This window comes from Undibacterium umbellatum, assembly GCF_014284125.1.
GTDB lineage: Bacteria > Pseudomonadota > Gammaproteobacteria > Burkholderiales > Burkholderiaceae_D > Undibacterium > Undibacterium umbellatum.
On sequence record NZ_JACOFX010000004.1, the window covers coordinates 279,060 to 300,319 of the forward strand.

At 54.1% G+C, this 21,260-nt stretch carries 21 protein-coding genes; 8 read left to right on the forward strand and 13 right to left on the reverse strand.

The window, feature by feature from the left end:
• Positions 1–98: 98 nt before the first annotated feature.
• Entirely contained in the window at positions 99–716 is a 618-nt protein-coding gene (locus H8L47_RS11375; RefSeq protein ID WP_186953697.1) for a glutathione S-transferase family protein, read from the forward strand.
• A gap of 10 nt (positions 717–726) precedes the next feature.
• Here H8L47_RS11375 and H8L47_RS11380 read toward each other — a convergent pair whose 3' ends face one another.
• The 3 genes from H8L47_RS11380 to H8L47_RS11390 all read right to left on the reverse strand — a co-directional run bounded on the left by H8L47_RS11380 (position 727) and on the right by H8L47_RS11390 (position 3,229).
• The gene (locus H8L47_RS11380; RefSeq protein ID WP_186953698.1) at positions 727–1,203 is read right to left on the reverse strand and encodes an Lrp/AsnC family transcriptional regulator; all 477 of its coding nucleotides are present in this window, start codon (positions 1,201–1,203) and stop codon (positions 727–729) included.
• Positions 1,204–1,283: 80 nt separating this feature from the next.
• Complete coding sequence (locus H8L47_RS11385) at positions 1,284–2,216, reverse strand: TIGR02285 family protein (protein ID WP_186953699.1); 933 nt, start codon at positions 2,214–2,216, stop codon at positions 1,284–1,286.
• 173 nt (positions 2,217–2,389) lie between these two features.
• Positions 2,390–3,229 (reverse strand): oxidoreductase, encoded by an 840-nt coding sequence (locus H8L47_RS11390; protein ID WP_186953700.1) that lies wholly within the window; start codon positions 3,227–3,229, stop codon positions 2,390–2,392.
• Positions 3,230–3,397: 168 nt separating this feature from the next.
• Between H8L47_RS11390 and H8L47_RS11395 the strand changes: the two genes are divergently transcribed.
• The 3 genes from H8L47_RS11395 to H8L47_RS11405 all read left to right on the forward strand — a co-directional run bounded on the left by H8L47_RS11395 (position 3,398) and on the right by H8L47_RS11405 (position 5,587).
• Positions 3,398–4,342, forward strand: coding sequence for an AraC family transcriptional regulator (locus tag H8L47_RS11395; RefSeq protein WP_186953701.1), 945 nt, complete (start codon positions 3,398–3,400; stop codon positions 4,340–4,342).
• A gap of 143 nt (positions 4,343–4,485) precedes the next feature.
• A complete protein-coding gene (locus H8L47_RS11400; RefSeq protein ID WP_186953702.1) occupies positions 4,486–4,953 on the forward strand; it encodes a putative signal transducing protein in 468 nt (155 codons plus the stop codon).
• A gap of 76 nt (positions 4,954–5,029) precedes the next feature.
• Positions 5,030–5,587 carry a hypothetical protein gene (locus tag H8L47_RS11405; RefSeq protein ID WP_186953703.1) on the forward strand — a complete coding sequence of 186 codons (558 nt, stop codon included), beginning with the start codon at positions 5,030–5,032 and terminating at the stop codon, positions 5,585–5,587.
• 165 nt (positions 5,588–5,752) lie between these two features.
• On the opposite strand, the gene H8L47_RS11410 is transcribed toward H8L47_RS11405, so the two are convergent.
• Together H8L47_RS11410 and H8L47_RS11415 are read right to left on the reverse strand one after the other, a co-directional pair.
• The gene (locus tag H8L47_RS11410; RefSeq protein WP_186953704.1) at positions 5,753–7,393 is read right to left on the reverse strand and encodes a methyl-accepting chemotaxis protein; all 1,641 of its coding nucleotides are present in this window, start codon (positions 7,391–7,393) and stop codon (positions 5,753–5,755) included.
• 252 nt (positions 7,394–7,645) lie between these two features.
• A complete protein-coding gene (locus tag H8L47_RS11415) occupies positions 7,646–7,783 on the reverse strand; it encodes a hypothetical protein (RefSeq protein WP_186953705.1) in 138 nt (45 codons plus the stop codon).
• Positions 7,784–7,817: 34 nt separating this feature from the next.
• Between H8L47_RS11415 and H8L47_RS11420 the strand changes: the two genes are divergently transcribed.
• Positions 7,818–8,228 (forward strand): PRC-barrel domain-containing protein, encoded by a 411-nt coding sequence (locus H8L47_RS11420; protein ID WP_186953706.1) that lies wholly within the window; start codon positions 7,818–7,820, stop codon positions 8,226–8,228.
• A 182-nt stretch (positions 8,229–8,410) separates the two neighbouring features.
• On the forward strand, positions 8,411–8,605 hold the full coding sequence (locus H8L47_RS11425; RefSeq protein WP_186953707.1) for a hypothetical protein: 195 nt from the start codon (positions 8,411–8,413) through the stop codon (positions 8,603–8,605).
• Positions 8,606–8,607: 2 nt separating this feature from the next.
• On the opposite strand, the gene H8L47_RS11430 is transcribed toward H8L47_RS11425, so the two are convergent.
• Positions 8,608–10,710, reverse strand: a complete 2,103-nt coding sequence (locus tag H8L47_RS11430; protein ID WP_186953708.1) for an AsmA family protein — start codon at positions 10,708–10,710, stop codon at positions 8,608–8,610.
• A gap of 167 nt (positions 10,711–10,877) precedes the next feature.
• On the opposite strand from H8L47_RS11430, the gene H8L47_RS11435 reads away from it, so the two are divergent.
• Together H8L47_RS11435 and H8L47_RS11440 are read left to right on the forward strand one after the other, a co-directional pair.
• Positions 10,878–11,414: a ferritin-like domain-containing protein gene (locus H8L47_RS11435; RefSeq protein ID WP_186953709.1), complete on the forward strand. Its 537-nt coding sequence runs from the start codon at positions 10,878–10,880 to the stop codon at positions 11,412–11,414.
• Positions 11,415–11,503: 89 nt separating this feature from the next.
• A complete protein-coding gene (locus H8L47_RS11440) occupies positions 11,504–11,809 on the forward strand; it encodes a DUF883 family protein (protein WP_186953710.1) in 306 nt (101 codons plus the stop codon).
• Positions 11,810–11,850: 41 nt separating this feature from the next.
• On the opposite strand, the gene H8L47_RS11445 is transcribed toward H8L47_RS11440, so the two are convergent.
• From H8L47_RS11445 to H8L47_RS11475, 7 genes are all read right to left on the reverse strand, one after another.
• Positions 11,851–12,492, reverse strand: coding sequence for an ABC-type transport auxiliary lipoprotein family protein (locus H8L47_RS11445; RefSeq protein WP_186953711.1), 642 nt, complete (start codon positions 12,490–12,492; stop codon positions 11,851–11,853).
• Positions 12,489–13,433, reverse strand: a complete 945-nt coding sequence (locus H8L47_RS11450; RefSeq protein WP_186953712.1) for an MlaD family protein — start codon at positions 13,431–13,433, stop codon at positions 12,489–12,491. Before H8L47_RS11450 ends, H8L47_RS11445 begins: the two co-directional genes overlap by 4 nt.
• Positions 13,418–14,278, reverse strand: coding sequence for an ABC transporter ATP-binding protein (locus H8L47_RS11455; RefSeq protein ID WP_186953713.1), 861 nt, complete (start codon positions 14,276–14,278; stop codon positions 13,418–13,420). The genes H8L47_RS11450 and H8L47_RS11455 overlap by 16 nt, the downstream gene beginning before the upstream one ends.
• On the reverse strand, positions 14,278–15,471 hold the full coding sequence (locus H8L47_RS11460) for an ABC transporter permease (RefSeq protein WP_230413690.1): 1,194 nt from the start codon (positions 15,469–15,471) through the stop codon (positions 14,278–14,280). The genes H8L47_RS11455 and H8L47_RS11460 overlap by 1 nt, the downstream gene beginning before the upstream one ends.
• Positions 15,472–16,117: 646 nt before the next feature.
• Positions 16,118–17,566 (reverse strand): efflux transporter outer membrane subunit, encoded by a 1,449-nt coding sequence (locus H8L47_RS11465; RefSeq protein WP_222616499.1) that lies wholly within the window; start codon positions 17,564–17,566, stop codon positions 16,118–16,120.
• Positions 17,566–19,551, reverse strand: coding sequence for a MacB family efflux pump subunit (locus tag H8L47_RS11470; protein ID WP_186953714.1), 1,986 nt, complete (start codon positions 19,549–19,551; stop codon positions 17,566–17,568). Before H8L47_RS11470 ends, H8L47_RS11465 begins: the two co-directional genes overlap by 1 nt.
• Entirely contained in the window at positions 19,548–21,110 is a 1,563-nt protein-coding gene (locus H8L47_RS11475; protein WP_329605443.1) for an efflux RND transporter periplasmic adaptor subunit, read from the reverse strand. The genes H8L47_RS11470 and H8L47_RS11475 overlap by 4 nt, the downstream gene beginning before the upstream one ends.
• Between the last annotated feature and the right edge of the window lie 150 nt (positions 21,111–21,260).

The following is a 21,260-nucleotide window of genomic DNA, read 5'->3' on the forward strand; positions in this document are numbered from 1 at the left end:
CTTGCCAGAAACAGGCAGATTACAGCCCTCCATTGCGTCGAAAACGCGCGAGACTGGGATTAGCATGGGGCAGTCTCTCACTACATGAAAACATCGCCATGCAATTACTTTATCAAACCCATTCTCCCTATGCACGCAAAGCCCTGGTATTTGCACATGAAGCCGGCCTGGCTGGCCAGTTGGAAGTCATCCACCATGAAACCAGCCCGACCAACCGCAATGAAGCCGTCTATGCACAAAACCCGCTGGGCAAAGTGCCGGTATTGTTGCGGCCTGGCTTGCCACCTGTTTTTGATTCTGATGTGATTTGCGAGTACCTGGACAGCCTGCACACGGGCCACCCGCTCATCCCCTTGCAGGGCGAAGCACGCTGGCATGCCTTGCGGGTGCAGGCCGTCGCCAAGGGGATGGCAGACTCTGGCATTGCAGTACGCTGGGAAACCTCGCGCCGGCCAGAAGCCTTGCGCTATCCGCCATTGCGTGATGGCCATACACAAAAACTGCTGGCCAGTTATGACTGGCTGGAGCAGGAACTGGATGTGGGCGGCGCGGTGCATGTCGGCCATATCGCCGTGGCAACATCGCTGAGCTGGCTGGAGTTTCGTGAGCTACCTGGCTTCAGGGATCAACGACCAAAATTGACGGCATGGTATGAAGCCTTCATCGCACGACCATCGATGCTGGCGACGCCTTTATCAGGTGAAACCCAGGACTAATGGATTAACATTATTCTGCCTCATCCAGCGGCACAGGAATACTCAAGCCACGCTTGACCAGCCCCAGGGCGACGTTGGTGGTGTAGCGTTTGACGTTGGCATTTTCTTGCAGCAGGCGCGACATCAGTGCTTCGAAGGCTTCCATGTGAGGTGCCGTGACGATGAGGACAAAATCGACTTCGCCGGTGACATAGAAGGCTTGCTGTATTTGTTCTTGCTCATTGAGCCAGGAACGCAATTGTGCCAGCAGCTCTGGTCGCTCGCGTTCTACTTCCAGCGAGACGATGAAGAAATTGGGGCGGCCTATTTGAGCAGGGTCAAGCACCGCGGCATCACGCATGATGACACCCTGCTCGCGCATGCGGCGCAAGCGTCTTTGTATGGCCGAAGGTGACAAGGCCACCTGTTCGGCAAGGCGCTCAGCCGCCAGGCTGGAATCTTGCTGAACCAGGTTGAGTAACTGGCGGTCGAATCGGTCGAGTTGCATGGCGAATGTGAGCTAAGTCGTCAGGAAGTGATCTGGTGCGGAATTGTAGCACCTGGAACTTCTAACTCATTTATGCAAACTTATTTGCGCGGTTTTGCCTTGACAGGAAAAGCCATGCCAAACACCTGCCTAGCCAGCGGGTGAGCATCTTCAGGCAACCGGCCTTCGTAGTAAGAAGCGATGGTTTCCAGAAAGTCGCGGCGGGCAAGGACGGCATTAATCTGTTCTATGGCTTGTTCGCCAAACGGGCTTTTGGCGCATGCAACATAACCCAGCAGGAAAGGGGGTTGCTCTTGCAGGGGATAGAATTTCAGGTCGACAAAATCTGCACTGTCACGACTGTTCAAAAAACTGGCTTCATAGGGATAGCCGAGGATCAGGTTAACGCGACCCAGGGCATTCATCTGGAACAGGCTTTTCGCCGCATTGGGGGCGCTGTTGAGAAGGATGTTTTTCTTGCCCTTATCCTTATAGATCTGCAATAGTTCATCAATGGCAGCACCATAGCTGCGGCCACTTTGCACGCCAACAGTCAGGGCCTCGTCCTCCAGCAGCCTGCTCAGGTTGAGTTTGTCGCCCGCCCCCAGATACGGGCGCAATTGCGCAATCTGCGCACGCGGCATCATGGCACCGGGTGATATCTGGGCAAAGAATGGCGTTGAGAACACCATGGTTTTTTCGCGCTCGGCATTTTTAAACAGGCCCAGGGCACAGGCATTGGGTTCATCTCTGAGCATCAACTCCAGACGCTTGAGCGGCACGTGGATGAGCTTGTGCTGGTAGGCAGGCAAGGCGGGGATGAGATGGCGTTTCAAAGCAAGATCAAGGATGCCCTCAGCCTTGTTTGGACCCTCAGGGATATACAGCGGTGGCAAAGGATAGACATACCAGTTGATCTCGCCCGCAGTCTCCCCAGCAGCCTGGCTCATGCCACTGGCAAGCAAGCCAGCGGCCAGGGCTATTCCCTTGAACCACTTTCCAGCAAACGCATGCAGAAACGAAGCACCCCGCATTCACCCTCTCCTCTTCACTACTTGTCATAGTACAGCACAAGTATGTCACATTTTGCATATTTGACAAAGATGGAAGAGAGGCGTCTTTGCTGGATGCGGAGTGCGCACCATCATTGTTTTTCATACGTCAAAGACTGTGCGCGCAGTGCTCCCTATTGTGAGGCCAGAATTACTCAAAAATCCCCGTCAGTTGACACCGACAATACCCGCCATTGTTGCAATTCCTGCTGGTGTTTTTCCAGGCTGGCAGCGACGACTTCTACGGCATCAGAACCGGCTGCATAGCGCAATGGTGGTTCTGCCATATTGCTGATGGCCAATACCGCAGCACCCAGTTTGACCGGGTCACCAGCTTGCTGGTGGTTGTAGCTGGCGAAGGTATCACGGCTGTTGATACCGCTGTTGGCGTAATCGCTTATCGTCTTGTCGCCATAGCGTACCGATGTCTGGTCAAGAAAATCTGTCCTGAAGAAGCCAGGTTCAACGATAGTAATATGGATACCGAAGCGTGCCACTTCAAGCGCCAGTGATTCTGAGAATCCTTCGATGGCAAATTTGCTGGCGCAATAGACAGATGCACTTTCAAAACCGGCCACGCCACCTATCGATGACAAGTTGAAGATATGCCCGCGCCTTTGTTCACGCATGACAGGCAAGACTGCGCGTGCCATGTTCATGCTGCCATACACATTGGTGTCGAATTGCTGGCGGATTTCTGCGGTGCTGATTTCTTCAAACAGACCGAGTTGACCATAGCCCGCATTATTGACCAGCACATCCAGGCTGCCAAACTGTGCGCAGGCGGCCTTGACGGCGGCTTGAGCCTGGGCTTCGTCATTGACATCCAGCGTCAGTGCCAGCACTTTATCACCATAGCTGGCAAACTGGCTTTGCAGTTTGCCGATATCGCGGCCAGTAACGACGACCTTGTCGCCACCATCCAGTGCGGCCCTGGCTATGGCTGCGCCTATGCCGCGGGTGGCACCAGTAATTAACCAGGTTTTTTGTTTCATGATCTGCCTTTCGAGTATGACCGCTGATTGCGGAATGTGGCCATGATAGGCAGACAGCACCACAAACTAAATGCCGGAAACTTTCTGATTCTTGCCTAATCCTATTGCGCCCGGCAAATTTGCGGCGATTATTGCTATGATGAATGCCTGTTCCTCTTCTTCACACTTATGCAAAACCAGGACGATATCAACCAGAAACTGGCCAACATGGTGGCCAGCCTGACGCCGCAAGAGGGCTTTACTGCCTCGGCGCTGGACTATGTGCATTTCATGCGCAGCGACCATGCCTATAGCCGCACGCCTGTCATGTATGAGCCCTGCATCTGCATCATCGTGCAGGGGCGCAAGCGGGCCTATCTGGGGGATGCCATGTTTATCTATGATGCGCGGCAATACCTGGTGGTCTCTGCGCCCATGCCCTTTGAAGCCGATACCGAGGCCAGCACCGAGCAACCCATGCTGGGTATCCATGTCGGCATACAGCAGACCCTGGCGGCAGAACTGGCGCTAGCAGTTGAAGAGGCACAAATTGCACAGCCTGCCAGCATGAACGGTGGCACAAGCGCAGCCGCAGCCTTCATGTATGCCACGCAGGTGGACGATACCCTGGCCCAGGCCGTGCTGCGCCTGTTACAAGCCCTGGCATCGCCGCTGGAGGCAAAGATATTGGCACCTGCCATTGTGCGGGAAATTTACTTCCGCATCCTCATGGGCGAACAGGGCGCAGCCATGCGCGCCGCCCTGAGCCAGGGCAGCCATTTCCAGAAGATCACCCGCGCCCTGCGCAAGATACATGAAGGCTACAGCGACAAGCTCGATGTGGACAGCCTGGCGCGTGAATCAGGCATGAGCCTGCCCGCCTTTCATCTGCACTTCAAGCAGGTGACCAGCACCACACCCGTCCAGTACATCAAGGCCATGCGCCTGCACAAGGCACGCCTGCTGATGATACGTTCCGGCATGAATGCCTATACCGCATCGAATACCGTGGGCTATGAAAGCAGCTCACAATTCAGCCGCGAATTCAAACGCCTGTTTGGCCGCAGCCCACTGGAAGAAGTCAGGCAGATGCGTACGGCCTTGCGCATGCATGAGGGGGCTGGCTTGAATTGATTTTATCCCTGGCCTCGTCGCGCAGGCTGACTATCATTCCTGCTCATGTTGCTGGTGTATACTTGCGTCAGCATATCTGAGCCCCCATATTTTTCTTGTTCTCAACATCTTTACTGGCCTAAACTTTTCTTGCGCCCACCTGCATGACTCAATCAAAAGACCTAATCACCATCGCCACTTTTCTCAATCCCTGGGATGCCCATATCTTGCGGGGATTGCTGGAATCGGAAGACATCCCGGCATGTCTGGCTAGCGAACATGTAGTCTGGCTCAACTGGCAATGGTCTATGGCATTGGGTGGCGTAGATTTGCGTGTGCCTTATGCAGCGCAGGACCGCGCCAAAGAAGTGCTTGAGCAGTATATGCAGGGGGATTATGCCGCTGCCCTGCAAGCGGCAACGGATGCCGAGTTTGGTGCTGCTGAACAGGCAGATGCTTGCCCGCATTGCGGTAGCCGCGATATCTCAAGCAGCAATACCAACCCGGGCATGCTCAGTGCTCTCGGTATATATTTTTTCCTGGGCGTTATCGTACCTCAGCCCAAGGCAATAAAGTGCAGGGCTTGTGGTCACTCTCTTAAAGAACTGGCTGAAGATGCAAGCAAGAGCTAAAGTGCGTGGCTTGCCTTGGCCATTTTACAATGTAAAATAGCTCATGTAATTAAGCCAAATCCATCTGGAGTATTTCATGACCATCACCATCGTCAACAACACTGGCTACGAAGCTTTCTTCACCATCAACAAAGGCGATCTCGTCATTGCGCATTGGACACACCTGAGTGGCAATGGCAAGCTGGAAATCCAGACCGATATGATAGGCACCATCATCGCCAGGGCGAATTTTCTGAATACCGAATACGTCTCTGACAGGATGCAATTGAATGACACCGCCGCCTATGTCGCGCAGATAGACCAGGACCTGGAAAACAAATCCTATGTCTTGCGCCTGGTGGAAACCGGCAGCAGCAAACCGCCTTTCATGCAGCTCTACAAGACCTGTACTCCGCCAGTCAGCTTTATCCTGCAAATGCATGGTTTGTTCGAACAGGAAATCACCCAGGGACGTGGCTTTAACGCACTCAATTTGCAGACCGGCCCCGGCTATACGGTACAGGCTGTGATCAACGGTATTACGCTGCCGACAGTGAACTTTAGTGATGAAAACGCCAGCATCACTGCGGTGGCGGTAGAAGATAATCCTGTGGCAGGCTTTTACAAGCTGGAAGTGACTCAATCAACGAACTGAGGGTTGGCAGTATCAACAATCGACGTATGCAGTTTGCAAATTGGGCCAGCCCAAGCGACGAAACTGCCCCTGGCTCTGGTGTGTATTCCTCTATGCCTGCCCGGAGAACCAGCAGGGAATCCGAACGACATGCTGTTTTCCATCCTATCGAGGACTGCTATACGCCTACGGACGCACCAAACGCAAGTTGGGGCGTTTGGGTGGCATATCTTCCGCCGCAATCGCATTGACGACCTGCAATTTGGCCTGAGGTCCCTGCATGGTTCCAAGTTTGAAGCCGCCACCAAGTTGCGCCAGATGGTTTGCCTGCTGCTCCATTAACCTGGACGTGGTCGTGCTCACGCCCAGCAGGATGGCGTCTTTGCGGTTCGCGTAATCCATGTCGCTGACTGCGTGCCTGATTTGCCTGATGCTGGCTTCCTGTTCTTTGGTGGAGGCATTGATACTTGCCATCACGGTATGGGAATACTGTATGGCAGTGAGCAGATGTTCAGTGCCTGCGCCGCCCTGGCTGATCAGCTTGCTGCCGTTCTCCATTTTCTCCTGCGACTCATTGAGCAGATTTTTTATTTCTTTGCTGGCAAGGGCAACACACTGGGCCAAGTGGCGTATTTCTGGTGCTGTCACCGCAAGACCCTGGCTTGCATCAGATGCAGTGCCGTCTTCCATCGTGGCCTTGAGCGCCAGGGTGTCAATCTGGAAGGCCAGTTCATCAATCACGTGGATGTTGTCGGCAATCTTGTCCGATGCATGCCGGATTTGTGTGATTGTCTCAAACGCCCCACTGGCCGACTCCATTTTTTTAATGGCAAGTTCGCTACTGTCATCGACCGCTTGCATGGCCTGCCGTGCTTTCTCACTATTGTGGCGCACTGCTGATGCCAGTTCTTTGGTGGCAGTTGTTATTTGCCTGTGCAAGCTGGCTTGCAGATCAATGCGCGAGGACAACATTGCATTATGGTTCACTTGCAGGCCAGATGTTCTGGCGATGTGGGCAGTGTCCAGACGCATGTCCTTGACGGTTTTTGTCAAACCCCTCTGCAATTGCTGCATTGAGGCCAACAAACTTGTCCCCTCAGTCACATCTGCGGTGATGTTGACATCGAGATCACCGTCAGCAATTTGTCTGGCTATCTGAGCGGCATAAGCTGGCTCACCACCAAGCTGGCGATACATGACCTGGATAAGGAAGTAAGCCAGTGCTGCGGCCAGTACCAGGCCCAGGGCGATGATAGCCAGTATCAGCTGGTTTGCTGTGTCGTATCTGGCTTGTGCACTTGCATACTCTTTTTTCGCCAGGTCCAGCTGCGCGGTCCGCAAGCCTTGCACGGCGTTGATGATGGGGCCATGAAGCGGCTCGGCGAGCCGCTTGATTTCTCTGATTCTTGAGGTGTCAGCATCGCGCAGGGCTTCGATGAGAGGCAAGCTGACTGCGTGGTCGAAACCGATACGCAAATTTGTCAGTTCGTCTGCTTTTTTTCTGGTTTCTGGTGACATGGAATGAGTTGCAAATTGCATCCACAATTGATCCATATCACGCTTGTCGCGCTCGATCTCCTCTGCGCTTGCCTGCATTCCTTCTATTGTTGGATCGGCCAAAGAAGCTGGAATAGCATAGCGACTATTTAATAATAATTTCTCTATGCGGTAGATATTATCCAGCACTAACGTGTGCTCTGCATGGCTGGTTTTAAGACCTTGGTGCAAGGCATTCATCGCAAACAGGCCTGCCAGCCCGACCAGTATTATCATCGCACTCATGATACCCATCACGAGCATCAGCCTGGTTTTTAGCGTCGTCTTCATTGCACTGCTCCGATCATCAATCTTTACCAAAAAATAAATCAGCAAAATACATGACAGCGCACAAATATTATTTCAACAACAAGCACCCTGAGGTTTAACTTGTCATGTATTTCACTTTCTTCAAGCGACATATTTGCGGCGTTACTTTTGCGCTGCTATTCATGAAGGTAGAGGAAAATTGCCGGATGGAAAACCATATTTAGCAATCTTTGACGGTCGGTAATATGAATTCACATTCATATAGAAATGATACTAATGGATCATCTTGCCTATCCCAGAATCTGGGGCGCTGCTGGCATACATCACGACGGTGCCATTTTCCTGCATCGTCGTCAAAATAATTGCTGCTATGTGCGTTATCGAACTGTTCATAACAGTGTAAGCGCGCATGCTCAAGTCTCCACTTACCCAGAAGGACAAGATAATGATTGATACTACGTCCAGTACATATACGCCCAACGGTCCAGCTGTCAGCAGCAATGGACACCAAGGTCCAGGCCCTGAACTGATGGGTGCCAACACACTTACCGGTAACAACGTCGTCAACCAGGCCGATGAAAATCTGGGTGACATCAAGGAAATCATGCTGGACATGCGCACAGGCCGTGTTGCCTATGCCGTAGTGGCTTTTGGTGGCATCCTGACCATAGGCGAAAAATTGTTTGCCGTACCATGGTCAGCGCTGACGCTCGATACCCTCAACAAACGTTTTGTGTTGAACATCGAAAAAACCCGCTTTGAAAACGCACCCGGTTTTGATTCTGACAACTGGCCAGATATGGCCAACCAGGCATGGGCAGACTCCATCCACAGTTACTACGGCCTGACAGTATGAATGCATGACGAAACGCTGCAAGCGCAGATCGCCGCAGTCAGAAAGACGACCTTGATCTATGAACAGCAGCATTTCGTTTTTGTAGATGACGAGTAAAAGTGACACAAAAACTGGTGCTGTTGGCTGAAGAGGCACAGCGCCAGTTTTGCGTCAAAAGTAATAACAAAGCAAGGAGCACGATCATGGACTATACAGAAATGCTGTTCGCCTTTAACGTACATGAAAAGGCGGTGCATCAGCGCAGCCGCCATTTGTTCCGCACACCAGAACCCCAGCGTGATGCCGAAGAAAAAACTTATACACTGGAAATGGCTGTCAATGAAGTATTGGCAGAAACCCGTAAAGTGGCGTTGATGATCAGGACCAGTCCTTACTAGTTTTATTTGGCAGTTTTCAACAAACTGCCGCATCCACTTTCTTGAGCCGGCCCTGTATTAATCAGGGGCAGCAAGGCAGCAAAAGGGCTCAGCAAGGCCAGTCCGATGGCACCACCGGCGCGCATGGCCATGACGGTTTTATCGACCGTCACCTGGGGATGTAAAAACGTGCCGCGTACATACAATGGCGCACGCAAGGACAGGATGCGCAAGCCCTTGCTGTTGGGCTTGATCGTCAGGTTCAAGTCTTCTTTCTGTAAATTGATGCTACCAGTGATGTCTATCAGTGCCTCGTCAGTATCAATCAAAAAACTGCGTGCATTCATTTGACCATTGGTGACCGAAAAATCTGCCAGCATGCAATTGAGTTTGACCTGTTTGTCACCAGCAAGACGGGTCAGGATGACATTGCCGATATTCAAGCCCATTTCTTCCAGCAAGAGTTTGCTGACAGAGCCATGGTTGATCACGCTGCTCAGTTCGCCATTGGATGATGCCAGCAACTCAGCCACAGAATCACCGGTGGCAGTCAGCCTGGCATCGGCATTGATCTCCCCCACAGTCAGCTTTGATGCGGCAAGCGTGGGGATGAATTTTTGCAATTGCACATGTCTTGCCGTCACCTGCATTTTTGCCCGTATGGCTGGTGCCTGGGCTATATTGCTGTCTTGAACCATTTCCTTGCTCTTGACTTTGTTACCGTCGCCGCCACTGCCATCGAGAGTAATATGCGCCTGCATCTGTCCACCAGCCAACTCGAAACTCAGGGGTAGCATGGTGATCACGCCATCTTTCATGATCAGCCTGGTTTGCAGTTTGTGTATGGGCAAGACTTTTTGACGTATCAGTTTGGCGGCGCTCAAGCTTACATCTGCATCGATGCTGCGCCAGCGTTCCGTATGAAAGCTTTCTACTGGCAAGAGTTTGTCAGCAGGTTGCACGGCTGCCGTACCACGCTTGATTTTGCTGGCATTGGAATCGGCACCAACCAGCGGTGCCAGGTCGATAGATTGCAAAACTTCAGAGCGCATATTGCCTTGCAACAGGGGACGCAACTTGCCCCCTTTTCTGGTTTGGTAATCCAGGCTGCCAGCGAGGTCGCTGGACCCGACCTTGCCGGTGAATTTTTCATACTTCCAGTGATTGTCGATCTTGCCCAGGGTGGCACTAAGATGGCCTGCGGTGCTATACGCCGGGGTTTCAGGCAGGACTATGCCGGTCAGCGGATACAAGCGCGCCATACTATTGCCGGATATTTTCAGTTGCATATTGACGGCTGCCAGTTCGCTGGGCCTGGTGACACTGCCTTCGACACTGACTTTGGTTTGCCCCATTTGCAATTGTGCCAGGATGGGAAAAGGCTGAGTCTGATTTTGCAAACTCAGGATGGCCCCTGCCTTGCCACTGCCAGTGACAGCTTCGCCATACAGTTTGCCCTTGAGTTTCCAGCTGATCCCATAGTCAACATCCGTACTGAGGCTGTCTATATCTGCGCTGATGTCTGCATGGCGGATGGCATCTATGTAATGCACTTTGCCCTGGCTGAGTACCACTCTGTGCAATTCCAGCCGCCAGGGTGAGGATGTAGTGTTTTTCTTGAAGGTCCAGTTATTGCTGCCATCGGCATAGCGCTGCAAGAACAGGCTGCTGTCCTGGAAGCGCAAAACAGGGATGTCCAGCTTTTTTTCAAGCAAGGCCAGCGGGTTCAGCGAAAAAGACACTTCATTGATCTGTGCCATGTTTACTGCCGGAATCGGACCCGAGGCGGAAGCGGATGCCGGCACTGGTTTTTCTGGATGCGCTATCCCTGCAATATCTGGTGGCAGGCCGATATGGATATCCTGGGCCAGCAAATGCGGCCAGGGAATCTTGCCGCGCCAGCCAGTCACTGTTTCTGGCCCGCTGTGCGGCTCTTCCCAACTCAGGGCCAGATTGCCGCGTATGCTGAATGGCCGTCCCAGGGCTTCGCTGGTGCGCTCATTGAGCCAGGGCTTGGCGCGATTCCAGTCCATATTGAGTACGATCACCACGAAAATAGCCACCAGGCTGATCACCCCCAGCATCAGCCAGAGACTGATGCGCACTATTTTATTGTTGATTTTCATGAATAAGTAGTTGATGTTTTATTGCCAGACTATAGCCTACTGGAAAACAATATGGCTCTATGTACGGCAGCGTACTGACGTCATTTTTGGCGGAGTATATAAAGGAGTCTGGGCGAAGCAAGTCGTCTATCAGAACTCCTTATTATCTCTTTAACCGGAAAATCATCATGCATGAAGTCAATAGCAATCTCCGCAATGGCATGGACACAGCGGCCATACGCGAAGCAGCCAAGAATCTTGATGACGGTGCTGTCACCGCAGGGTATCAGGGCAATCGCAAGGAAGTCATCGCCATGCTCAATGGTGCTCTGGCCACCGAACTGGTCTGTGTCTTGCGCTACAAGCGCCATTATTACACAGTAGCTGGCGTACATAATGGACCTATCAAGGCAGAGTTTTTGCAACATGCCATGGAAGAACAGGGACATGCAGATTTGCTGGCAGAACGCATCGTCCAGCTCAACGGCAAGCCTGACTTTAACCCGGCCTCACTGGCTGAGCGCAGCCATGCTGAATATGATGATGCCGAGGACGTGCGCGCCATGCTGAAAGCCAATCTGATTGCGGAACGTGTGGCCATAGAATCGTACAGGCAGATGCTGGAAAAAATCGGTGACAGCGACCCAACTACGCGCCATATGCTGGTGGGAATCATGGCCAAGGAAGAAGAACATGCGGATGATATGCGGGATTTACTGGCATAAGCCAGGCCCGCCATAAAGAAACGCAGCATCACCACAGCAGCACCAACTTCAAGAATTGCAGTTCCAACTCAACACCTAAAGGAAATATCATGCTCGAATCTGATTTTAAATCTGTCAACAAAGACATCAAAGTATTACTCAAAGATGCGCAAGCATTGTTTAATTCTGCGGCAAGTCTCACCGGCGAAAAAGCCGATGAAATGCGTGCGCGCGGTATGAAGATGGTGGATGCGGCGATGGCCATGACGCACGATGCGCAAGTGTCGGTCGTGGCCACTGGCAAGCAGATGGCAGTGTCTACCGACACGTATGTCAAGGAACATCCTTGGAGCACCATAGGCGTGGCTGCAACTGTCGGCATGCTGGTGGGCCTGCTGTGTTGTCGCAAATCTTGATCAGCTACAGCCAGTTACGCCGATAAAAAAGCAGCCTGATGTCAAGGCTGCTTTTTTCTTGCCTGCGTTGTTTGTGTAATTTGCTCTACGCAAAACACCCGCAATTGCTGCAAGACCTGGGCCACGGCCTGATTGCTGGCGACAACACCGCCATAGGCATCTTCACTTGCAGTGGCGGTGCTGGCGCTGAATTCGCGCCAGGCAATGATTTGCTGGTTTTGCCGGTCTGACAGATGAGCGCGCAGTTTGAACTGGATGCTGCTGGGGGTGCTGCTGAAGTCTTGTTGCAGGCTGAGTATTTCCAGGTCCAGCCGATAAGTTGTCAGCACAGCGCTGGGTGCCTGCAAGACCACCTTGAAGATGCCGCTCGATTCCAGTGCGGTGGCAACCAGGGGCATGAGCATGGCAGCAGGTGGTTTTTGCCACTGGCTTTGCTGGAATTCTTCGATCTGGTAGGGCTGCCGCATGAAGAGCATGCGACTGGTATCATAACCAGCCGCAGCACGGATATTACCAACCAGGATACTGGCCGTGGCATTGGCGGGCACAGGTGAACTACTGGGCACGACGGCATCCAGCCTGTACACTGCCATCGGTGGCACATTGGCAGGTTGCAGGGCTGAACAAGCAGTGAGAGTTGCTACCAGTGTGGCGATCAAACTGATGTGATGTGACTGCTTCATGGCGTGACTCCTTTGGATTCACCCGGACCTGGCGGTGGTGATTGTCGCCCTCTGATCAGGCTGCTGGGATTGTGTTCGGTCTGTTCTATGAGGCGGGTCATGGCGGCTGACAAGGTCGTCAGTTCTGCCATCAGTCTTTGCAGTTCTGGCAGCGTGTCGCTGCTTAACTGTCGCACGCCGCCGCCAAGTTCATCGGCAGTTTTCCTGGTGCTGTCGCTGGCCTTGCCTGCCTTGTCTGCCATGCTCGCCACTGCATCGGCGCTCTTGCCTATACGCTGGAACAAGGCATCGATCTTGGCACTGGCCTGGGCAGTATTGTGGGTGGTGATGGCGGCATCACTGATAGCCACGCGCATGGCATTTTTTTGCGAGGCCAGTGTGTCCATGACGGTGGAGGTGTCACGCAAAATCTTGCTGAAGGCTGCGCGGTTTTCATCGTTCAGGATGGCATTCACATTGGCTGCAGTACGGTCGAGATTGGCCAGCACCGCACTCAAGACATTTTCCAGCCTGGCGCTTAAAGAGGGTTTCGTCGGTATCTGTGGATAGGGTTGGCCTTCTGTTGCCTGTAACAGTGGCGCTGCCGGCGAACCGCCGCTCAACTCTACATAGGCAATACCTGTCAGCCCCTGGGTTTTTAGTACTGCCAGGGTATCGGTCTTAATGGGTGTGCCAGCGACAATGGCAAACACCAGTTGTACCTGCTGCGGATTGGCTGGGTCCAGGCTGATGCTGCGTACCTTGCCGACGTTGACGCCCTGATATTTGACAGGCGCTTCCAGATTCAGGCCTGCCACTGATTCATTGACAATGGATTGGTACAAGACGGTCTGCTGGCGCTTGCCCAAGCCGACCGACAGCCACAATACCGCAGCCACCAGCAACGCGCCCAGTGCCAGCACAAAGGCGCCAACGGCAGCATAATTTACTTTGGTTTCCATGGATTTTCCTGTGTAGCCCGTTTTTCACTACTATGTTTTTCATTGCTATGAACTTGTTGCTGCGCAGCCCTGCCGCGTGCCCCATCGAAATAATCACGGATGATGGGGTGCTCCAACTTAGCCAATTCTTCCATGGTGCCCACCGCCAGCACCTTGCCCTCGCCCAGCACTGCCACCCTGTGCGTGACTTGCCATAGCAAATCCAGGTCATGGGTAATCATCACGATGGTGGGCTGGTAAAGCGCATGCAGATCGCGCAGCAAGGTGTCCAGGCCACCGGCACTGGCGGGGTCCAGGCCGGCAGTCGGTTCATCGAGGAACAAGAGTTCCGGATCCAGTGCCAATGCCCTCGCCAGTGCAGCACGTTTCAACATGCCACCACTTAATTCTGCCGGGTACAGGCTGGCCGATTCTGGCTCGAGACCACTCAACGACAATTTCCAGGCAGCGATGTCGTTGATACTGGCATCATCCAGTTCGCTGTGTTCGCGCAATGGCAAGCCTATGTTTTCTGTGACTGTCAGCGTGCCAAACAAGCCGCCTTTTTGAAACATCACGCCACAGCGTTGACGTAAAGAACTGGCCTGTTCGTCGCTAACGCCAGCCAGATCACAACCGAGTACCTTGACCGTACCTGAATCCGGGGTGTGCAGCAGAATCATTTCACGCAGCAAAGTCGATTTGCCAGAACCGCTGCCGCCGACGATCGCAAATATCTCACCACGGCGTATCTGCAAGTCCAGCCCCTCATGCACGACCTTGTCACCAAAGCGGGTGCAGACTTGCTGCATTTCAATGGCATAGTCATAGCTCGCAGCCTGGGGCGTGGACTGAGTATCTGTCATTACAATCCCATCAAATTAAAGATGACAGAGAACACGGCATCCAGCACGATCACAATGAATATCGCCTGCACCACACTGCGAGTGGTCTGGCGGCCTACACTGTCGGCATTGCCCTTGGTACGAAAACCCTGATAGCAGCCGATGATGACGATCACTGCTGCAAACACCAGTGATTTACCCAATCCTATGAGCAAGGTCTTGAGAGGGATTTCTGTGGCAAAGCGGGTCATGAATTCATGCGTGCCCACGTCGAGCTGGCTGCTGGCCATCAGCATGCCACCTGTGACACCGACCAGATCGGCAAACAGGGTCAGTAGCGGCAAGGCCAGCATTAGCGCCACCAGTTTGGGCAGCACCAGCAATTCTATGGGCTTGATACCTATGGTTTGCAGGGCATCGATTTCCTCGGTCACGACCATGGTGCCTATCTGCGCTGCATAGGCAGAACCAGAACGACCGGCGATGATGATGGCAGTAATCAGTGGTGCAAATTCGCGTAGCATGGCATAGCCAACCAGCTCGACCACGAAAATATTCGCGCCATAATGCTTGAGCTGGTCTGCGCCCTGGTAGGCGATTACGATGCCCAGCAAGAATGAAGTGACACCGACGATGGGCAATGCCTCGAAACCGGCCACCTGGATATTGTGCAGGATAGTACGACCACGCCAGCGGCGCGGATGCAGGAACAGACCCAGCAGGCTGAGGGCGGTCTCGCCCATGAAGCTTAACAATGCCAGATTGTCTTTGTACACATCAACACTGGCCTTGCCGATTTTTTCCAGCATGCCTGGCGTTTTTTTGACAGGGGTAGCAGCAGGCGGTATTTCACCCAAACCATCCAGCATTTGCTGATATTGCGCAGGCCAGCCATTCATCTTCAATTGCACGCCGCTGTCCCGCATTTTTTTCAGACGCGATTGCAATACCCAGGCCGTGATGCTATCGATTTTTTGTATTTGCTGGCCGTCCAGTTCCACCACTGCTGGATGTCGCATGAGCAAGGCATCCATCTGGCGTATGACCTTGCCTAGTTGGCAGACTGTCCACGTGCCGGAAAATTCCAGCACTCCTGGTGTCGTTTGCTTGATGCTGGCAGGCATGGGGGCGGGGTCATTGGCAGCTATTTGGCCGGCAACTTTGTTTGTTATGGTCGCGACTGGTTCAGGGGGGCTGGTGGGGGCGGCGGGCATGATGATTTATTTTTTGATGCACATGCTGACTAGCTTGCCGTGTTATTGGGTCTTGATCTGTTCGGTGGCGTACCAAGTTTTATTTTGCTGGCTGGGGTAGTTTTAAGGGGTGCGCATGGCAGTTTGATGAATCGATGATCCCTATCGAAGCATGCATGGGTGATACGCTCGTTTCCTTCAGCTACGTTATTCCAGCGTGTGGTTAGCTGGAATCCATCGGGCTGGCGTTCCAGCGGAGTTCGTAGCGGGCCACGCAATGTATCAAATTCAGAATCGAGGATTTACGAATTGGATTTTCAAATACTCTCATCAGTCATTCACGATTGCAGGCCGGGGGTAGCCCGGCGGCTACTCCCTTTTCTTGCTCGCCAAGAAAAGGAAGCAAAAGAAGGCGACCCAGGCGTCGTCGCCCCTGCGGGGTTCCCGTTTGTGCGGTACAAAAAATGGGAAATGCCCGAAACTCGCTACGCTCAAACAACGGTCATTTCTTTTTCCATTTTCTGTACCGCACAAACGGCGTCGACACATGGGAACTGCGAACGTCAAAAACAACAGCAACGTCAAAGTCAACAGCAACGTCAATACGACCACTATTCATATTGTTCAGTTCATTAAGTACCTATGCAATAAGCTTCCCTTAGCATGATCACTGCCCCCGCCACCCTCCCCCCAGCGCCTTGTACAAGCCCAGTTGCGCCTGCAATCTGGACAGGCGGATTTGTGTCAGTTGATCCTGTGCCTGGAAACGGCTACGTTGGGCATCGAGCAAGACTAGCAGGTCGTCGGTACCGGCGCGGTAGCGCACTTCTGACAGGCGCAAGGCCTGGTCGCTTTCTTGCAGGCTGGCTTGCAGCAGGTTCTCTAGCGACTGGGCGCGGCTGCTGGCTGCCAGGGCGTTGTCTACGTCGGCCAGGGCAGCCAGTACGGCTTTGCGGTAGGCCAGCAGCAATTCGCGCTGGCGTGATTCAGCGATGCTGACCTGGCTGCGCAGGCGGCCACCATCAAAGATGGCTTGCGTCAGGCCAGCGGCGATGTTGAAGGTAGTCAATGGGGCATTGACCAGGCCTTGCAGGCTATCGCTGGCGAGGCCCAGAGAGCTGCTGAGGCTGATGCTGGGGAACAGCGCGGCGCGGGTGGCATCGATGTTGGCGTTGGCAGCCGCCAGTTGCGCTTCGGCGCTGGCCAGGTCAGGGCGGCGCTGCAAAAGGCTGGCGGGCACTCCGGCTGCCACGGCAGGCAGATTCAATTGCTGTAGCTTGTCACCTGCGACCTGGAAGCCAGGTGTTACCTGTCCCAGCAAGATTGCCAGGGCATACAGATATTGCTGTTCTTGCAGTTGCAAGGGTGGGATGGCGGCTTGCTGGTTTAGTACGGCGGCACGCTGGCGCGTCAGATCGAGTTGAGCGGCTGCGCCGTAACGCACGCGTGCTTCCACCACTTGCAAGACACGGCGCGCAATTGTCAGGTTTTCTTGTGCCACGGCCAGACGTTCACGTACTGCCAGGATTTGAAAATAGCCTGTGGCGATACCGGCAACCAGGCTGAGTTGCAGACTGTCGCGATCAAACTGGCTGGCTTGTTGCTGACTTTTGGCGACACGCACACCAGCGGCATTCTTGCCCCAGAAGTCGAATTCATAACTGGCGCTCAGGCCCAGGCTGGTGCTGTTGCCACTACTGCTGCTATTGTTATTACTGCCGCCTGCATCAGTAGTTGCCGTGTTGCCGCCACGTGTTTCGCGATGCGATACACCAGCAGAACCAGACAACACAGGAAACAGCGATGCCCCGGCGATGCGGGCCTGCGCTTCTGCCTGCACGATACGTTCAGCGGCCATGCCGAGATCAGGATTATTTTGCAAACCTAGCGCGATCAGGCTATCCAGTTCAGGTGAAGCAAAATCTTGCCACCATGTCGCAGTGATCGTGCTGGCAGAACTTGCCTGTGCCTCTGACCATTGTGCAGGCAGGTCTTTCACGACAGAGGCACTGTCCCGACTGGTACTCTGGCTGGCGCAGCCATTGAGTAACAGCAAGATGACAATGGCAAGGCCAAGGCTGAGGCTGGATGTCAAGGTGTCAGGATAGCGTTTCATCATTTGCCCAGTGCGATAACAGGGTCAACCTGGGCTGCCTTGCGTGCCGGGAAGTAGCCAAACACCAGGCCTATTGCCAGTGCGCAGCCAAAAGCCAGCACCACCGGTGCGATGGAAAATTGTATCGGTGTGCCAAACATATTGATGATGAGAGCGGCCAGCATGCCCAGTGCCACGCCCAGCGCACCACCCAGCACGGATACGACCAGTGCCTCGATCAAGAACTGTTGCAGGATATTGCGCATGCGTGCGCCAGTCGCCATGCGTATGCCAATCTCCCGCGTGCGTTCAGTGACGCTGACGAGCATGATATTCATCACGCCTATGCCACCCACCAGCAAGGAAATCGCAGCAACAGAAGCCAGCAATACGGTCAGGGTATTCTGTGTATCGGTGGCGGTTTCCAGTATGCTGGCCATATTGCGAATCTGGAAATCGACCGCCCGATGGCGTGCCTGTAGCAAGCTGCTGACGGCATCCTGGGTGGCATCTATGCCTGCTACATCATCGACTGCGACGGTGATGGTGCGTAAAAAGCGCTGGCCAAACAGCCGCAGGCTGCCTGTGCTCAAGGGTAGAAGTACCACGTCATCCTGATCTTGCCCGCCAGGCGATGCGCCGCGTGCGGCCATCACGCCTATCACCTGGAACAGCACATTATTCAAGACCACATACTGGCCTATGGGTTTGCTGTCGCGGCCAAACAGATTATCCACCACGGTCTGTCCCAGCACGACCACGGCGGTGTAGCTGCTGACATCGTCTTCCGAAAAAAAGCTGCCCTGGCTGACACCCCAGTTGCGCGCCAGTGGAAAGCTGGCCGAAGTGCCGGTGGCCTGGGTCTGGTAATCGGCATTGCCAAAGCGGGCGGTGACGCTGCCACCGAGTTCAGGCACGGCTGTCAAGACATTGGGCAAGCTGGCAATAGCGTCGGCATCTGCAGATACCAGTGTCGCCACGCTGCCACCAACGCCACGGCGGTTGGGTGCACCAGGGCGCACCACCAGCAAATTACTGCCCATGGAGCTGATGCGTGCCAGCACAGTCTGCTTGGCACCATCGCCTATGGCCAGCATGGCAACGACGGAACCAACGCCAATAACGATGCCCAGCAAAGTCAGCACGGTGCGAAACAGATTCGAGCGCAAGGCCCTGAGTGCGGTCTTGGCGGCAGCCAGCAAACCACTGAGGAATGCTTCACCCCGGTCATCACTGCTGTTGAAAGTATTGTCCAGCGTGGGATTGTCTTTTTGTGCTGCCCTGGATTCAGGCGCTGTGATATCTGGGCTGCGCGTACCAGAGTCGGCGACGATCATGCCATCCTTGATCTGAATTATGCGATGCGCCTGTTCGGCCACCTCTTGTGCATGGGTGATCAGGATGATCGTATGGCCGCGGCGCGACAGGTCTTTCATCAAGGCCATGACTTCGATGCCGCTTTGGGTATCGAGCGCACCGGTAGGCTCATCTGCCAGCACGATGCGACCTCCATTCATGAGGGCGCGGGCAATCGAGACGCGCTGTTGCTGGCCACCAGACAATTGACTGGGACGGTTACGCAGGCGTTCACCCAAGCCCAGGGTGGTCAGCAGGGAATTGGCACGCTCACGTCTTTGCAAGGGTGCCACACCGGCATAGAGAGCTGGCACTTCGACATTCTCGACCGCATTTGCAGTGGGGATAAGGTTGTAACTCTGAAACACAAAACCAAAGGCTTCACGCCGCAAGCGCGCCAGTTCATCGCGCTCGAAACCGGAGACATCATTGCCTTCAAACAGATACGTGCCAGACGTGGCGCGGTCCAGGCAGCCGAGTATGTTCATCAGCGTGGTCTTGCCGGAGCCAGATGCGCCCATGATGGCAAGAAATTCACCCGCATAGATTTTCAGGCTGATGCCATGCAAAATCTCTACTTCCATGTCCGCGGTCTGGTAAGACTTCCTGACATCACGCAATTCTATTAACGGCAGGTCGGGGCTGCTCATCTTGGGCCGCCGCGCTGATTATTGCCGGTCAGGGCGCCACCTGGCGTTGCGGTCGCCGGGGCGGCGGCTGACCTGGTGCCAACCACCACTTTTTCACCTACTTCCACGCCCGACAGGATTTGCGCCGACACCCGCGTCATGACGCCAACCTGCACTGCCCTTTCGCTGACTTTGCCGTCCGCATCCATGACGCTGACCATGGCCTTGCCATCCTTGAACTGGCCACGCGGGTCCTGAGCCGAACCGCCACGCCTGCCAGTTTTCGCAGGCTTGCCATTTTCAGGCACGGCATGCAGGGCTGTCAGCGGTACAAAGACGGCATCCCTGGCACTGGCGAGTACAAAGAATACTTGCGCCGTCATTTGCGGCAGCAGGTTCTGGCGTGTATTCGGCACTTCAAACAGGGCATCGTACAAGACTACGTTATTGACAACATTTGGGGTAGGCGAGATTTGCCTGAGCTTGCCGTAGTAGCGGCGTGTGCTGCCACCCAGGGTGGTGAAATATACATCCATACCCAACTTGAGTTTGCCCACATCAGCTTCTGATACCTGTGCCTGCACGGTCATGATGGACAGGTCGGCAATGCGCATGATGATAGGTGCCTGCTGGTTGGAATTCAGGGTCTGCCCTTGCCGGGCAGTTTGCGAGACTACCGTGCCTGCTATTGGCGCATAGATTTTGGTGTAACTCAGATTGGCATCATCACCACGCAGGGTCGATTCAGTCTGTTGCATCTGGGCCTTGAGTGCTGCTACCTGGGCCACGGCAGAACGTTGCTGTGCCTGGGCGATTTGCAAAGCTTCTTCTGTCGTGGCCTGTTCCTGCATGAGGTTTTTTTGGCGCGTCAGTTGCAGCTCAGCCAGTTGCAGTTGGGCTTGCTTGTCGCTCAGTTGTGCAGTCTGGTTGCGCAACTGGGCGCGGTCGGCGTCGGCCTTGGACAAATACACGGTGGGGTCTATTTCAGCCAGCAAGTCCCTGGCCTTGACGATGGCACCGACTTCCACATGCAGCTTTTTAAGCTGGCCGGATACCTGGGTGCCGACATCGACAAAGTCTTTCGGTTGCAGGCTGCCGGTGGCGGTGATGGCATCTTCGATATCGGCCTTTTGCACCTGGGCAGTGAGCAGTTTTTCAGCATTGTCTGTACCATCCATGACCAGATTTCGCACATAGATACCCCCGGCAATAAACAGGATCAAGGCAACAACGATCGCAGTGATGATGCGAGGGCGTGTCCAGCGACTGTGCGGTCTGATGGCGGGCGTGCTGGTCAGTAATGGCGACGCAGATGGTGGCTTGCTCACCGGGGTGACAGTAGCGGCATTGGCATCACCAGTCGCCACACTGGCGACTGCGGTATCTGCCATCAATAAGGTAGCTGTGTTGGCGGTGGCAGATTTTTCAGGGTGCTTTTCTGAAGCAGGCTGAGATGGCAGCTCAGGCGCACTCATGACTTCGCCAGCCATGTAGTCGCTGGCATCACCAAGAGCAACTTGCGCAAAACCGCTCCAGCGACCCAGCATGGCATTTTCATGCACATGCCTTGTATGGGCCACCGTATTATGCCAGAGCGATTTTGCGGAAGTTCTCTCATGCGGAATACCCCTGAAAAAGTTGCTGCACTCAGCACTTGCCAGACCCTATGCTGACAGCGCTGCATTGCGACGTCCGTACGCTGGCGAACAGACGCGTATTCACTCCTGCAG